Source organism: Paenibacillus sp. P13VS, from assembly GCF_015143645.1.
GTDB classification, from domain to species: Bacteria; Bacillota; Bacilli; order Paenibacillales; family Paenibacillaceae; genus Paenibacillus; species Paenibacillus xylanilyticus_A.
Genome location: NZ_WYEV01000012.1, coordinates 102,841 through 118,584, shown reverse-complemented (window position 1 = coordinate 118,584; position 15,744 = coordinate 102,841). Strand labels below are relative to the sequence as shown.

12 protein-coding genes are annotated in these 15,744 nt (G+C 49.5%); 1 reads left to right on the top strand and 11 read right to left on the bottom strand.

Annotated features, from left to right (window positions below; all coding sequences use genetic code 11):
- Positions 1–224 precede the first annotated feature (224 nt).
- On the bottom strand, positions 225–539 hold the full coding sequence (locus GUA98_RS24410) for a DUF3817 domain-containing protein (RefSeq protein WP_193724670.1): 315 nt from the start codon (positions 537–539) through the stop codon (positions 225–227).
- 161 nt (positions 540–700) lie between these two features.
- On the opposite strand from GUA98_RS24410, the gene GUA98_RS24405 reads away from it, so the two are divergent.
- A complete protein-coding gene (locus GUA98_RS24405; protein ID WP_193724669.1) occupies positions 701–1,795 on the top strand; it encodes a glycosyltransferase family 4 protein in 1,095 nt (364 codons plus the stop codon).
- Between the two features lie 55 nt (positions 1,796–1,850).
- Here GUA98_RS24405 and GUA98_RS24400 read toward each other — a convergent pair whose 3' ends face one another.
- The 10 genes from GUA98_RS24400 to GUA98_RS24355 all read right to left on the bottom strand — a co-directional run bounded on the left by GUA98_RS24400 (position 1,851) and on the right by GUA98_RS24355 (position 15,719).
- Positions 1,851–2,213 (bottom strand): DNA-binding protein, encoded by a 363-nt coding sequence (locus tag GUA98_RS24400; protein WP_193724668.1) that lies wholly within the window; start codon positions 2,211–2,213, stop codon positions 1,851–1,853.
- 61 nt (positions 2,214–2,274) lie between these two features.
- Entirely contained in the window at positions 2,275–3,240 is a 966-nt protein-coding gene (locus GUA98_RS24395) for a helix-turn-helix transcriptional regulator (RefSeq protein ID WP_153979686.1), read from the bottom strand.
- 272 nt (positions 3,241–3,512) lie between these two features.
- Positions 3,513–4,031 (bottom strand): hypothetical protein, encoded by a 519-nt coding sequence (locus tag GUA98_RS24390; protein WP_193724667.1) that lies wholly within the window; start codon positions 4,029–4,031, stop codon positions 3,513–3,515.
- Between the two features lie 167 nt (positions 4,032–4,198).
- Positions 4,199–4,834 (bottom strand): 50S ribosomal protein L25, encoded by a 636-nt coding sequence (locus tag GUA98_RS24385; protein ID WP_193724666.1) that lies wholly within the window; start codon positions 4,832–4,834, stop codon positions 4,199–4,201.
- A 283-nt stretch (positions 4,835–5,117) separates the two neighbouring features.
- Positions 5,118–7,994 (bottom strand): type I pullulanase, encoded by a 2,877-nt coding sequence (pulA, locus tag GUA98_RS24380; RefSeq protein ID WP_193724665.1) that lies wholly within the window; start codon positions 7,992–7,994, stop codon positions 5,118–5,120.
- 286 nt (positions 7,995–8,280) lie between these two features.
- Positions 8,281–10,350 carry a type I pullulanase gene (pulA, locus tag GUA98_RS24375; RefSeq protein ID WP_193724664.1) on the bottom strand — a complete coding sequence of 690 codons (2,070 nt, stop codon included), beginning with the start codon at positions 10,348–10,350 and terminating at the stop codon, positions 8,281–8,283.
- A gap of 171 nt (positions 10,351–10,521) precedes the next feature.
- On the bottom strand, positions 10,522–12,033 hold the full coding sequence (locus tag GUA98_RS24370; RefSeq protein ID WP_193724663.1) for an extracellular solute-binding protein: 1,512 nt from the start codon (positions 12,031–12,033) through the stop codon (positions 10,522–10,524).
- Between the two features lie 96 nt (positions 12,034–12,129).
- Complete coding sequence (locus GUA98_RS24365) at positions 12,130–13,233, bottom strand: glycoside hydrolase family 105 protein (protein WP_193724662.1); 1,104 nt, start codon at positions 13,231–13,233, stop codon at positions 12,130–12,132.
- 23 nt (positions 13,234–13,256) lie between these two features.
- Positions 13,257–14,756 (bottom strand): extracellular solute-binding protein, encoded by a 1,500-nt coding sequence (locus tag GUA98_RS24360; protein ID WP_193724661.1) that lies wholly within the window; start codon positions 14,754–14,756, stop codon positions 13,257–13,259.
- Between the two features lie 90 nt (positions 14,757–14,846).
- Entirely contained in the window at positions 14,847–15,719 is an 873-nt protein-coding gene (locus GUA98_RS24355; protein ID WP_095289558.1) for a carbohydrate ABC transporter permease, read from the bottom strand.
- Positions 15,720–15,744: the final 25 nt, after the last annotated feature.

The window sequence follows — 15,744 nt, the reverse complement described above, 5'->3', positions numbered from 1 at the left end:
TTATATCCATAAAAAGAGACCTTTACCCAGCGTGAAAACTTGGTAAAGGTCTCGCTAACAACAAATTGCTGCCAATAAAGCCGGGGATGTGATCCCGAATTGACGACTTTACTGTGAAAGCTACTCCCCTTTAACATCAGGAATATGCAGTTGTAGTTGGTGCATTTCTTACAGTTCAAATAACCTGTTCTCATCATATTCACAACACTACACAAAGTCAAGCTTTATTTAACAGTACCTTGACCCTGCTCCATTTTGCGAAAAACGAAAAAATCATAAACGAAATTGCCCAGAGGGATAAACGATATGAAAAATAACGCGATCGGACGGCGTAAACGCCACTTTTGCGTCGTATACAGACTAACCATAAACAACATATACATCAAAAACAGAAAACCGTACAGATTGCCAAACCAGGTGACCGATTGAGGCAAAATCCCTGCATTTTTCAAGGGGAATGCAACAAACAGCAATAATACATATGAAAGTCCCTGCAGCCACAGCAGTAATCGGAAGCGGCCCAGTGTTGAATGTAACATCATGTTCCTCCTGTTTCTATCCACGTAACGAGTAATTTGCAGCCTGTTCATTATATCACAAGTACCTATTTCTTCGGTACTGCCGAGGCGCCAAACGCTTCATAAAAGCATAAGATGTGACAAAGATTCGATACGCGCATGGGACAAGGAGGAGCCGCCCAATGAAAATAGCAATGGTCGCACCGGAGAAACTACCTGTGCCTGGAAACGGTTCAGTTGAAATAAGCATTCTGGGTATCGCTCGCGAACTTGCAATGCGTCATGAAGTGACCATTATTAGCCGCGAAATGCCTGGTCTTCCAGCCAAAGAGCAGCTTGAAGGCATTACGATCCGCCGTGTTCCATCCAGCAGTCCTGATCGATATATTCAGGCGGTCATTCGGCTCTTAAAGGAGAATTCGTTTGATCTGATCCAGGTGGATAACAGGCCGCGCTGCTTGGCCCGAATCAAACGAAGCCTGCCTGACACCCCTGTAGTCCTGTTCCTTCACTCCCTGACCTTCGCTCAGCCTGGACCAGCAAGATTAGCGTTGTTACAACAAGCCGACTGCATCGCCGTCAACAGTTTGTCGCTCAGAGACAGATTAGGGCGCAGGTTCCCTTCGGTGAAACATCTGATGAATGTTATTCCTCTGGGTGCCGATCTCACTCGCTTCGTTCCAGCACTAAGCGATGGAACAAACTTCACGCTGTCAGAGCGTTCACAACCCTTTTCCGTGCTGTATGTCGGCAGACTGATTCCAGGCAAAGGTGTGGACATTCTGATTCGCGCAGTAGCACTTGTGCAGCAGAAGGTTGATGTACAGCTGATTATTGCAGGCAAGGGACCACAGGTCTATGTGCGCAAGCTGCGTCTGCTAGCCCGAAAACTCGGGATACGATCCTCTTTTCTCGGACAGATTGCCCATGAACAAATACACCACTTGTACCGGGCCGCTGATTGCCTGGTCTGCCCGTCTCAAATGCACGAAGCCTTCGGGTTAGTTAACGTTGAAGCCATGGCTTCCGGTCTGCCTGTGATCGCTTCAGACAATGGTGGCATTCGAGAAATTATTGAGTCTGGCAGCAGCGGTTATCTGGTTTCTCCATATGACAAACCTCAGCCATTTGCGGCTTGCCTTCAGAAGCTTGCCCGGGATCCGAAGCTAGCCGAAACTCTTGGCAAGGCTGGGCGGGCAATTGCCGTGAACCAGTTTGGCTGGTCCCGAACGGCCATGCATCTCGAAGCAGCTTATACAAGACTAATCCGCCAATGAGCATAATTTGAACAGAAATCATAACAAAGCTGCCCCAATTGCTGCGAGGGACTGGTTAGGCTTTTTCCCGTGACTGCCAGCTTGTGATCCATGACTCCATTTGGGGGATGGGGACATGTACCATTTCAATCAGCTCAACAATAATCATATCTTTCATGGCAAACCGGACCTTCGCACAGGTCTGCTGGTGAAAAACATCATAAAATCCAGAGCCTGCCCAGCACCCGTGAGGAACAACGACTGGGTCGTTTACGATATATCCCACGGTACCTATAGGTGGAATTACCACCTTGATCGCCTGATGATCTGTACGATTATTGGGATCCTTAACCAAAAATACGGTATCATCTACATTTAATGCCTGGATACCATAATAATGCTCCATTCGATCCATGGCTGCAAATAAGTTGCTGCTCATAACATGTTCTTCTCCTTTTCCTTCATTCCACGTTTCAAAGTTAAAATAACCAATCATCAAACTATTCATCTCCCTCATAGTGCTTCAACCATTGAGTCAGTTGTTTGCGAATCTCTGTTCGAAATTCTCGGGGCTCAAGAACCTCCGCTTGAGGGCCAAATTGATATAACCACATCAGGAACTCACGACTGCTGTTTAGCGTGACTTCGAATAACAATCCGCCATCGGGCAGATCCGTCATGCGTGGACGAACAAACATTTCTTCTTCTTTTATGTAGGGTGCCATTCTTTCCGTAAATCTCACCTTGAAATGAATATGTTCGTCCCCTCGATCAACAGACCACGTATTTTTCATATACTGCGCTATGTTGAAATCCGCTTTGTCAAAGTGGGTACCTGTCTGATTCACGTCCATAAATCGACTCATGCGAAACAATCGCACCTTTTGCACCAGATGGCAGTACCCGACGAGATAAAAGCGCTGATCGCGTGGAATTAGATAATAGGGATCGATGTCACGGACCGTAATATCATTGTTGGTCAGTGTTCGGTACCGGGTACGTATGGTTTCCTGATTAAGAATAGCTTCAATAATCGGGATAAGCAGATTGGGGTCTTTTCCTTCCTCCCGGTATGCAGGCGTGCCCATGCGTATGATACCTGCAATGTTCTCCACGATATCACTGTTTCTTGATTTTAGCTTGGTATGGACCGACATCACTTTGTCAAAAGCCGCATCGAATTCAGCCGGCAATTGGGAAGTATCCAGAACAGACGGAAGCATGGAGAAGACCATAGCCTCCTGCTCCGTGAAATCGAGTGGATACAAGGCGAAATTCCCAATAAACCGATAACCCTTGCCGTAGCCTTCGTTCATGATAGGGGCAACCCTGTCCAAAATCCGGAGATCGCGATAGATCGTGCGTACAGTTGTATCACATTTCGCAGCCAACTCCTTGGCTGAGATTCCGGGATAGGCTTGTATAGCCTGAAGTATACGCAGCAGACGAATTAATTTCTCTGTCATGTAGTTTCTCCCCTTCGATATTTTATCGGCAAGGAAAACTAGTTCCTTTAGTACATCTATAAATCTTTAGTCCCATTCATTATTTCGCAAATTCACTAGTTATGTATAGTTCAATTGCACTTTTTCTCCTTTATTAATATACATTTTATGACTATCTTGCGTAAAATATTAGATACAAGCCCTTATACCTAAGCCTCAAAGCCTATTTAACATTTCTAATAAAATGACAAAAAAGCCCCGTCTCGTGGGAAGAGACAGGGCTTAACGAATGATTAATTATGCAGCTGGACTAATTTTTTCAGCACGTTCACCAAATGTTCACATAATTCCGGAATATCTCCCATCTGGTCTTCATTCACGTTTCGATCAAAATACACATGACTTGAAACGTTATACCTGATGGGTTCCTCTCCATACACAAAGTGAATGTCCTGTACCAAGCGCTGATCTGGCCAGCTCACTTGTATGATGGAGCGAATTGCGGGACATAGCCTGTCTGGCTCAGGAGTCTCCTGGCTAAACCGAAGCTCAAGCCGGCATCCCGGCTGGCTGCCAGGTGACTCCAATATTTCGGCCGCCAGCGCTTCTAGAGAGCTTCGGAGTATAATTTCCCCTTTGACCTCAGAATGCTCCCTTAGAACGAACTGCAGCACGAACTCTCTGGACATGCTCGCCATCTCCAGGATGTCTTTGCGGTTGGATATGTGAATGACCTCATCTAGATTGTCGAGATCATACAGATAGTTCTCAATACCGACCTTGAGATTGTCATACACGGTTGGATCAAACATGAACTTGCCTACTTTCCTAAGAACTTATACTGACCTGTTTGCGAAAATGACGTGATCCGCTTCAGATCAGTGTATCCTATTATAACCAACTCTACGATTGCAAAAAAAGCCCGGTCATCATGACCGGGCTTCGTCTGGGGTAGGGGAGCCGAACTCCCAAGCCCCTATTATTCCTCTGCTGCCTTCTCTTCCTCTGCAGCCACAGGTTCTGCCTCATCAGCAGAAGCTGCCTTCTCTTCCTCAGCCGCTTGAGGTGGCATAACGGATGCGATAATGGAATCGGGTGACGTAATCAGTGTCAAGCCCTTATCCAGTTTAATATCTTCCGCTGTCAGGCGATCACCAATGTCCAGCCCGCTGACATCCACCTCAATGGAAGTCGGCAGGTCGGCTGGAAGTCCTTCGACTTCCAATTCGGTTTCCTGCGTCTGGAACACACCACCGGCTTTGGAACCGGCAGCCGTACCTTGGAAATCGATCGGTACACTTACGCTGATCGGTTTATTTTTGGATATTTGCAAGAAGTCCACGTGCAGCAGACGTCCATTGCGCTCCTGCTGATCCTTAATCAGCACAGGAACGGTTTTGCCACCCTCCAGATTGAGGTTGAACATCTCGGAACGACCTGTACGAGCGACTTTGAGCATCTCTTTTTCATCCACATGTATGGAGGCCCCTTCAAATTCTGGACCATAAACGACAGCCGGAACACGTCCGCCTTGTCTTAACAGGCGCAATGCCGCACCTTTCTTTTCAGTTCGTGGAGTTGCAGTAAGTTGAGCCATTTTTCCGTTGGATTTCATGATTGAACATCCTCCTTCAAGGGATCCCTACTTTGTTTGGTGTTGGGAAGCATTCGGCTTCTCTCATAGACCAAATGGGTCTTTTTTTCTGCGGCCAAATCTGGGGCCATATCTATATATACCCCAATGAACGTGTTTCTCAAACATTGGCCTGTACAATTCATCCCTTTTTCCAATCAAAATCCAAGCTCTGCGCACCAAAAAAAGACAGCCGGAAAGACCCTCCGACTGCCTGCTGCTTCTAGGTTGATCTAACCCTACTATACGAATCTAACAAGAGGATTCAAGCACTTGTACGGTTCTCCTCTTCATCACTCTCGCGTATAACCTGCATTTGGTCTGTACCGCTCTGCACAACAATCTGCACATCCCCGTCTTCTGGCACAATATCTACATATCGGTCTCCACAGGTATCCTTGGCCTGCCACTCATTCAGCCGAATAATCAGCCCCAGATGATGCAGGCCTGGAGCTACACGAATACGGGCCTCTGCGGCATTGCCCACTCGTTCAAGGGGTACCGCTCCATCTGCCATTCCTGTGCCCCATACCCAAACATCCCATCCCTCGTACTGTTGATCCTCCCGTTCATAACGAAGCGTAACCAGACGTGAGACGTGCTTGTGGACTTTGATTGTTGTCGTAGACTGTATACTGCCAGCCATGGCTGTAATTTGCGCTGTCCCTGGGGATAAGGCACGAACGATTCCAGCCGTACTGACCGTTGCAATATCCGAGTTCGAGGAATGCCAGCGTATGGCAGTCCCTTGAAGCGGCTGCCCAAATTGATCCAGCACCAATGCACGGAAACGACTGATTCGTGTCGTATACAGAAACGTTTCACCGACAAGCTCAATTCGTTCGGCATGACGATGCTCCACCTGCAAGAGACTTGTAGCAACGATATGACCACATTGAACCGTTATCGCTGCTTCACCTGTCTCTTTGGCATGGATCGTTCCATCCGGGTCAATCTGAATCCGCTGCGGCTCCGAAGAATGCCACAGGACTTCGCAATTCTCTACTACATTACCGAGACGGTCACGCACAATCGCCCGCAGCCCTGCCGTTTCACCTGGGCTATACACCTGCCGTGGAGTATTAATCTCAATGGTAGCCGGTTCTGTTCCGCCCACATGTTCGAAATCATACAGTACCATTAACGACCAGCGTTCTATAGGAGCAATGCCGCTAACCGTCCCAATCGAGTCTGTACCTGCCTGATGATCGTTAACGACCACATGCCAGTCACCTTCCGGCAAATGAATCTGCTGCTGGTACGCTGTCGCATTATAGGCCACGATGATCCGATTCCAGGTATCCTGATTGGCTCCATCCTGAAGCATGAATATGACGACATTACCGTCAGCACGTAGAATGCGAAGGTGATTCCGGATCTGGTCTGCGCTGATCATACGAAAGGCAGGATGAGTACGGCGCAGATGTATTAACCCCCGGTAATAGTCAAAGACAGGTCTGAAACGGAATTTGTTCGCCCACTGAATGGCGTTAACCGCATCTCCGCTGCGGTAACTGTTGTGATCTCCCGCTTTTGATCGTAGGAGCTCATCCCCTGCATGCAGAAAAGGTATCCCCTGAGAGGTTAGCAATATTCCGGAGGCTAGCAGCGAGCGGCGAACCATCTCATGGTTAAGCACATCATCAGCATCCACATACCGATAGGGATTTGCTGCCTTTACCGCCGATTCTGCACTCCCTCCCTCCACCGGTTGGCCGTCTCTCCATGCTGGGAAACCCAATTCATGTCTGAGATTCATTGTGGTTGCGATTTTGTCCCACAGGTTCAGGTTGTCATGTGCCGTGACATAATTGACGGTCTCCACAGGTGAGGATGTAAAGTCATCGATAGCTCCGGAAATTCCCTTAAGCAGTTCATGCTCCAGGCCATCTGCTCCGGTTACATACCCTTTCCCGCTCCCATCGCTGTCCCCTTTGATCGCACTGCGGAAATGATCATTGAATACGGCAAATCCCTGCCCCCGCTGAGTACCTTTCAGGGTTTTGCGATCCAGTGGTGAGTCTCCGCCTGTCCACGGCTCCCCATAAATTAGCATGGCAGGATCAATCTGCTCTCGCAGCTCACGGGTCAATTCATTCATCGTATCCGTGTCAATCAGGCCCATGAGATCGAAACGGAAACCATCTACATGATATTCCTCAGCCCAGTACAGGAGAGAGTCTATAATATATTTTCGCACCATTGGGCGCTCTGTAGCCAGTTCATTACCTACACCCGATCCATTACTCAGTGTGCCGTCTGTCCGATAGCGGTAAAAATAACCGGGTACAATTCGTTCAAATGGACCTTCGTCCACACCATACGTATGATTGTAGACCACATCAAGCACGATACGTATACCCTGGCGATGCAGAGACTGCACCAAGGCTTTGAACTCACGAATTCGCACGGCCGGATCCCGCGGATCCGTCGCATAGGAGCCTTCCGGGACGTTATAGTGCTGTGGATCATAACCCCAGTTATAAGGTGCTCTGAACGTTGTGCCTTCTTCAGCAGATTCCAGTTCATTTACCGTCTGGTAATCCGCCACAGGCAGAAGATGCACATGGGTAATCCCAAGTTCGGCAAGATGATCCACCCCGATACGATGACCTGCCCTGTCGGTCAGTCCCGAAGCGGTGAAGGCCAGAAATTTCCCTTTATACGGAATGTGTGCATGGGGATCAGAGGAAAAATCACGCACATGCAATTCATAAATGACGGCGTCCACCGGCCGCTGAAAAACAGGCTTCACGTCCAGCTCCCAATCCGGTGGATGCGTTGTATCGAGATCAATAATGGCCGTCCGCTGACCATTGGGCGACACGGCGCGGGCATAAGGATCTACCACGACTTCTATGCGTTGATCATCGTGGGTAATGCGATACATGTAATAAAATCCGGCCCAATCGCCTGCCAGCTTCACGCTCCATATACCGTCTTCATCACGAGTCATGTCACTTGCCTGCCCACCATCATGTTCTGTTACCCATCCTCTTGCATTGTAGCTGCCCTCATTTTCAAAAACCAATATAGAAACCTGCTGGGCCGTTGGGGCCCACAGCTTGAAAGTACTGGAAGCACGAGTATATGTTAAGCCAAGATCGTTGCCTTCGTAACGAAAAGATGTCCATTCCGGCATCGTTCCCACCGCCTTTATATCCATTGATTTCGTGTTGTCCCGATGGTACGGAGTGGGACGTCATTTGTCAACCCGGGGTTGTCTGTACTCAACATATCGGTTGAACAGAGGCTTTCATGAAGTCACTCGCTGGATTTTGGTCAAACCCTTGCAGCAATCGCTTTCAAAATACAGCATATGTAAACAAGCGCCGCAGATTGACAGCATTTGTACCTGTCTGATCAAAAAAACAAAGCACCCTTTTCTTCGCAGAGAAGAAGGGTGCTTTACTACCATACGAAAAAATTTAATTATTGGCATACATGACCATCAGGGATATCGCCGGTACGCTGACCTGCCCATCGTTGACGGTGCGCAGTGGTTCAAGACCTGCTTGTCCCTGCTCTACAACAATATTCCACATTCCGGAAGGAATAGGGAGGATTCGGCTTTCCTTTGCCGCGTTGTAGATCACAATAATCCGATCCCAGGAATCCCCGGCAGCCGTGCCTGATAGCTCATAGGCAAGCAGGCTTTTATCTTTTTTTAACAGAGATACATGTTGATTAATGTCGTCCCGGGTTCTGAAACGGAAGGCGGCATGTTCACGGCGAAGACGAATCAGTCCACGGTAGTAATCGAATACCGGCTTGAACCGCTGCTTTTGCTCCCAACGAATCGCATTGACGGCATCACCACTCTCGTGACTGTTAGCATCGCCATATTTACTGCGCAAAAACTCATCCCCCGCCGCAAGCAGCGGAATCCCTTGGGATGTCAGCACAATGCCATTCGCAAGCAAGCAGCGCCGAACCGTTTCATTCTCCAGCACATGATTCGGATCAATCTGCATATACGGATTCGCATGCTGTACTGCCTGCTCTACACTGTCATATCCACGAATGTGACCCTCATCATCATAGGAGATAAACCCAAGCTGTTCTTCCAGTTCTTGTGTATGCACAACCTTGTCCCACAGATTCAGATTATCATGAACCGTTACGTAATTCACCGTCTCGGATGGACTGGCCGTAAAATCGGTAATCGCTCCCCTTACACCCGTCCAGATATCCTCTTCCTTTCCCTCCGCACCTGTCGCGAATCCTTTCTCTGCTCCATCACTGTCCCCTTTGATCGCTCCACGATAATTATCGTTGAATACAGCTAGCCCGTCTCTTTTCTGATCTCCCTTGAGGGTCATTCGCTCTCCTAGTGGGGAGTCCGAGGCCGCCCATGGCTCACCGTACAATAGGATGGATGGAGAAACATGTTCATGCAGTTCCGCAGCCAGTTCCCGCATGGTTGTCGTATCAATCAACCCCATCAGGTCAAACCGAAACCCATCAATATGGAATTCCTCTGCCCAGTAACGCACCGATTCCAGGATAAACTTGCGTACCATCGGACGTTCTGTGGCTACCTCATTCCCAGTCCCGGATCCGTTGCTGTATGTGCCATCCGCATTCTGACGATAGTAATACCCCGGTACCAGCTTCTCAAACGAACTGTCTGCCGTATTAAACGTATGGTTATACACCACATCCATAATTACTCCGATACCTCTCTGATGAAGGGCTAGCACCAGAGCCTTGAGCTCACGGATGCGTGTACCAGGCTCATCTGCACGAGTGGCATAAGAGCCTTCGGGAACGTTGTAATGCAGCGGATCATACCCCCAATTATAGCTGGAATCCTCGGAATCACCGTAAGCACGGTCTCCAGCCTTGGATTCATCCACGGTGGCAAAATCAAATACGGGCAGCAGGTGCACATGGGTAATCCCAAGCTCGGCCAAATGATCAATCCCCAGTGTATTGCCCTCGGAATCGCGCAGTCCTGTTTCCGTAAAAGCCAAATACTTGCCTTTGTTCACCATGCCTGATGATGGGTGAATTGAAAAATCCCGCACATGCAGCTCGTACAATACGGCATCCACCGGACTCTTCAGCTCTGGACGAACATCCTGGCTCCATCCTTGGGGATCAGTCTCTTCCAGCCTGATAATAACGCCCATTTCACCATTCATGGTAACTGCCCTTGCATAAGGATCCACCGCTGTCTCCTGTCGTCCTCCCTTGAAGGTGGCCCGGTACATATACCGATACCCATTCCATTCTCCATCCAGCTTCAACAGCCAGATGCCCTGCTGCTGTCGTTCCATTAGGAATTCCTTTGGCTCGGCACGTTGTTCCCCGGTTCCTCCCTGTCCTCCTGGAAGCTCAGCAGTAGATGCCGGGTAGAGCAGCACGTGCATCTGAACGGCATCTGGCGCCCATACTTTGAATTGGCAGAATTGAGCGCCGATCGTTACCCCCAGATCTTTTCCCTCGTATGTATCATTTCCTGCTATGTCTTGCTTGTCATGTTCTTCAATCATGATGTCTTTCCCCTCTCGCTTGAGTATAAATGGATGTGAAAAAGAATGTTCCTTTCTTGTATACCCGTTCCGCTGCCCAACCATAATCCTGTATTAGAAAAAGAAGCCATGCTTCACGTCCATTCACGTAAAACATAGCTTCTTGGGGCACACGTATGCTCTGCGGTTGCTCTATTTCCCGTTCAGTTCGGCGTAGGATGCCTCCAGTTCAGAGATCAGCTGGTCTCCCCCGGCTTTTCGCCAGTTAGCCACTTCCTGCTCCCAGCCTGCGTCGTCCATCTTGCCCATAATGTACTTGGTCTGTGCATCCCAGATCATCTGATCCAGTTCCTGACCCCGCTCGGTGTAGATGGCCGATGACAGTGTCAGCGCAGGATTCGGAATGGCATACTGCTCATTCTCGCGAGCCATCTTGGTGCCCTTCATGCCAATCGGAACATCGACCAATTCAGCCACGTTGTATCCTTCAACACTTAACAAATTGTCACGGTACGGCTTCACTTCGCGTTGATAAGCGTCAAAGTCCTTGAGTTCGGTTTTACCGTCGGCTGTCTTGGTGTAATGCACATCGAGCAGCCCGCGAAGCTGCAGCGTACTCAGCTCCTCATCCATCAGCTGATCGAGGAATGTGAGCACTTTTTTCAATTGTTCCTCATCCGGGACGGCGGCCTTCGGGATCACCAGCATGCCATAGTTCCCCGGTTCCCCAGCGATGCGTATACCATCTGTTCCCTGGAACGGAGCTACATCGATCACCCCATCCGGAGCGTTCGGCGTCAGCCGCTGCTGGGATGACTTGCCGTTCTGCGCCACGCCGTTCAGCTTCATCCCGACCAGGCCAGAGTCCATTTTTTTATCCGCATCCGAAGGATCGAGCGCAGGGAAATCACTGTTGATCAGACCTTCACTGAACAGTCGCTTGAACAGCTTCATGGTGTCCACATATTCAGTGGTCAGGAATTCCGGAGTCAGTTTGCCCGCATCATCCACCCCCCACTTGTTCACACCCCCGATGCTCACGGCAATCCGGGTCAGCGGTGAAGACACGCCTTCGTTATACTTCTTAAAGAGCAGCGCACCATACGTATCTTCCTTGCCATTCCCGTCGGGATCATCCTTGCGCATGGAACGCATCACTTCATACCAGTCATCCAGTGTCTTTGGCACATCCAGCTTCAACTTGTCAAACCAATCCTTGCGGTATACAATGGCCGTTCGTCCGATATCGCGGAAGTTCGGAATGCCGTAAATTTTTCCCTCAATCTTGATATTGTTAAAATAGGCCTCGGATTGTGCAGACAGATTTTTATAATCCTTCAGGTAGGGCCCCAGCTCCCAGAACAGTCCCGTTTTGGCAGCATTGAACGTGGTCGGCACGTAGTTTACACGCATAATGGTCGGCATCTCTCCGGAAGCAACCATGACGTTCACCTTGTCATCAAAAGCCGACTGTGGAATCCACTGAACATTGACATCCGTATTCGTATACTCCTCAATCTTTTGCTCCACCCCATTTTCCTTCGCGGGCACATCACCAACCTGCATCAAAGAGATGGAAATGGGAAACTTGCCTTCCCCGGCGGCTGGAGCCTTTTCTCCTCCACAACCTGCAAGCAGTCCGGCGGACATTGCACCAATGACAACCAATCCACCTATACGGGACACCCGACCTTTTGGACTCATGAACCATCTCTCCCTTTTATATTATCGTCACTACCAGCATTAGGCTCGCCTGAATGAATGCGCTATCATTATTCTGTCTGAAGAAAAGAACCAGCGTTAAGCCAGTTCCATCTCCACACCTGCCAGAATAAACGGGGCAACCGATTTCGGATCATTGATTCGGATCGACTCGGTTACATAATATTCGTACGACCCGTCACGATACGGACTTCCCCCAAGACCTGCACCGCCATTGCACTGGGTCAGCGACAGTACACCTTCACGATCGGTTTGCAGCAAGTGCTGGAGCAGCCCCTGATATCCTTGTTCTGCGATCTCCTTGAACTTGCCGCTCAGGTAACCTTTGCGTACACCTTTGGCCAGCGCATATACAAACATCGATGTACCCGACGCTTCCAGATAATTGCGCTCACGCCCCGGCTGATCCAGCAAATGAGGCCATAGCCCCGTCTGTTGATCCTGTACATGAACAAGTGCGTTTGCCACACGTTCAAAAATGCCGACAATCTGGCCGCGCTGTTCATGATCTACAGGCAGATGATCCAGTGTATCCACCAGGGCCATCACGTACCAACCCATGGCCCGGCTCCAGACATGGGGAGAACAGCCGGTTTCGCCCGAACTCCAGCGCTGCTCCCTGCTCTCATCCCAGCCATGATACAGCAAACCGCTGCGCGGATCACGGGTATGCTTCTCCACCAGCAGCAGCTGCAGAGCCGCCCGGTCAAACCACTTTTCTTCGCCCGTTACTGCCCCATACTGCGCGAGGAACGGAGTTGCCATATACAATCCATCCAGCCACATCTGAAAAGGATAGATCTTCTTGTGCCAGAAACCGCCTTCGCTGGTTCGCGGCTGCCCTTTGAGCTGAACCATGAGCAGGTCTGCTGCCTTGCGGTATTTCGCTTCACCTGTTTGAGCCATTAGGAAGAATAAAGATTTCCCCTGATTAATCTGGTCCAGATTGTACTCCTCGACGTTATACGAGCGTATCGTGCCATCCTCCTGAATAAATTGATCCATCAGCTCCCGGATATAATCGTAATACTTGGCTTCCCCCGTACGATGATATAGTTCTTCCAGCGCTTTCAGCAGGCAGCCGTTCTCATAATGCCAGGTGGGGTACAGCTGATGATTGCGGTAACTTTCCATGAACTGATCTGCCATTCGTACCGCTGTGAACTGCAAGGTTTCCTTCATCGATACCCTCCGCATCCGCTCGCTTATTGAGCCTGTTTTTTGTAATCTTCTGCGTATTCCTCGCGAATCTTGGTTCCGCCCGCATTGGCCCAGTTCTCAATCTCCTGTTTCCAGCCATTTTCATCAATCTTGCCCATGATGTATTTGGTTTGCGCATCGGCAATCATCTGATCCAGATCCGCCCCGCGATCACCGTAGGTTGGCGAGTATAACGTAAGTGCAGGATTCGGAACTGCATGTTCGGCCAGCTCTTTGGCTAGCTCCGTTCCTTTTACCCCCAGCTCGGTATCCTTCAACTTCGGCACATTGTAACCTTCAACGTATGGCAGATTGTCACGATATGGCTTCACCTCACGCTGGAACGCATCGAAGTCGCTCATTTCCACTTCATCCTCGCCCACTTTGGTGTAATGTTTGTCTTCTATTCCACGCATGAGCAGTGTGGCCATCTCCGGTTCCATCAACTTATCCAAAAAGCTCAGCAGGCTTTTCAGCTCCTCTTCGGATTTCACTGTCGCTTTAGGAAAGGCCAATATGCCGGAGTTGCCTGTCTGGCCCGCAACACGGTCGCCATTCGCACCAAGCAAACCTGCAATGTCCACAACCCCGTCCGGGTCATTCTTGGAGAGACGCTCCTGCTGACTCTTACCGTTCTGTGCTACGCCGACACGCATGCCGACAACGCCGGAGTCATACTTTTTCTCCGCTTCCGTGGAATCAAACACGGCAAAGTCCTGATTCAGCAGCTTCTCATCATACAAGCGTTTCAGCAGATCCAGCACCTGCATATATTCCGGGGTCATGAACTCCGGTGTGAAGCTGCCATCATCCTCAACTTTCCACTTGTTCGGCGCACCGAAGCTTACGCCAAGACGCGTCGTGAAGGAATATTGATCTTCGTTGTATTTTTTGAACAGCATCAGACCGAATGTGTTATCCTGCCCATCTCCATCTGGATCGGAAGTTGCCAGGGTTTTGATCGTTTCATACCATTCATCCGGTGTGGTCGGTACCTTGAGATTCAGCTTATCGAACCAGTCTTTGCGGTAAATGACCGTTGCCCGTGCAATATCAGAGAACACCGGCACGCCATAGATTTTCCCCTCTACCTTGATGTTGTTGAAGAAGCGCTCGTTCTGGGCGGACAGATTTTTATAATCCTTGAGCAGGGGACCGATCTCCCAAAACACATCGTTGCGCATGGCACTTGTGACTGTCGGGTTGTACTGCACTTTGACGATCTTCGGCATATCGCTGGAAGCGATCATGACATTAATTTTGTCATTGTACGCCGAAGCGGGAATCCACTGAATATCCAGCTTGGTGTTGGTAAAGGCTTCGATTTTTTGCTGAACCTCATTTCCTTTACCCGGTACATCACCTACCTGTGCAATCGCAATGGAGATGTTCTGTACGCCGCCCTCGGCAGCCTGACCCTCGTCTGATCCACATCCAGCCAGCAGCCCCGTTACCAGTGCAAGTGTGCTCAGGACAGCCAGAGCTTTCTTTTTTGTTCCTCTCATCAAATGAAAACCTCCCCTTTTATACATTGCTGATTCCGCATGCAGCATGTTACATGCTGCATTCTGCAACCATCCATTCCATCATCAATCTCAACCTTTCACAGACCCCAGCATCACTCCCTTGGCAAAATGCTTTTGCAGGAATGGATACACAAGCATGATCGGAATCGTTGAGAACACAATGACAGCCATGCGAATGGTCAGCGGCTGAATCTCCGTCTCCTCAATACTCGTGTCACCAATCCGGCTCTGAGCCAGAATGACAATCTCACGAAGCCATACTTGAACCGGCCACTTCTCGCTGTCATTGATGTAGATGACGGCGTTGAAGAAGCTGTTCCAGTGAGCGACTGCATAAAACAGGGAGAACGTGGCCATTGCCGGCATCGACAAAGGCAGTACAATACGGAACAGAACGCCGACATCATTACAGCCGTCTATTTTGGCAGCATCCTCCAGTTCATCCGGAATGGCCTGGAAAAAGTTCTTGAGTACGATCAGGTTGAACGCACTGATGGCGGTAGGCAGCATCAGGGACCATAACGTATCGGTCAGGTGCAGTGATTTAACTACGAAATAGGTAGGAATCATGCCTCCGCTGAACAGCATGGTAAACAATACGCCGAGCAGAATCGGCTGCCGTCCTCGCAGATATCTTCTGGATAGCGGATACGCCATCAGTGACGTGAATAACAAGTTAATCAATGTACCGACCACAGTAATGTAGATCGAGACTCCGAGACTGCGAATCAGTGTATCTGTCGAGAAAATGTAGCGATAGGCCGCCAGGGAGAATTCTTTGGGAAAAAGGATGAATCCTCCCTTCGCCACCTCATGCGGGCTGGTAAACGAAACAGCCAGAATGTAGATAAACGGAATGACGGTCACAATTCCGATCAACAGCAGCAAACCATGATTGACGATATCGAAGATTCGGTTGCCCCACGTTTTATCCTGTTGCATCTTAATGTTCACTCCTGTCTGGTGA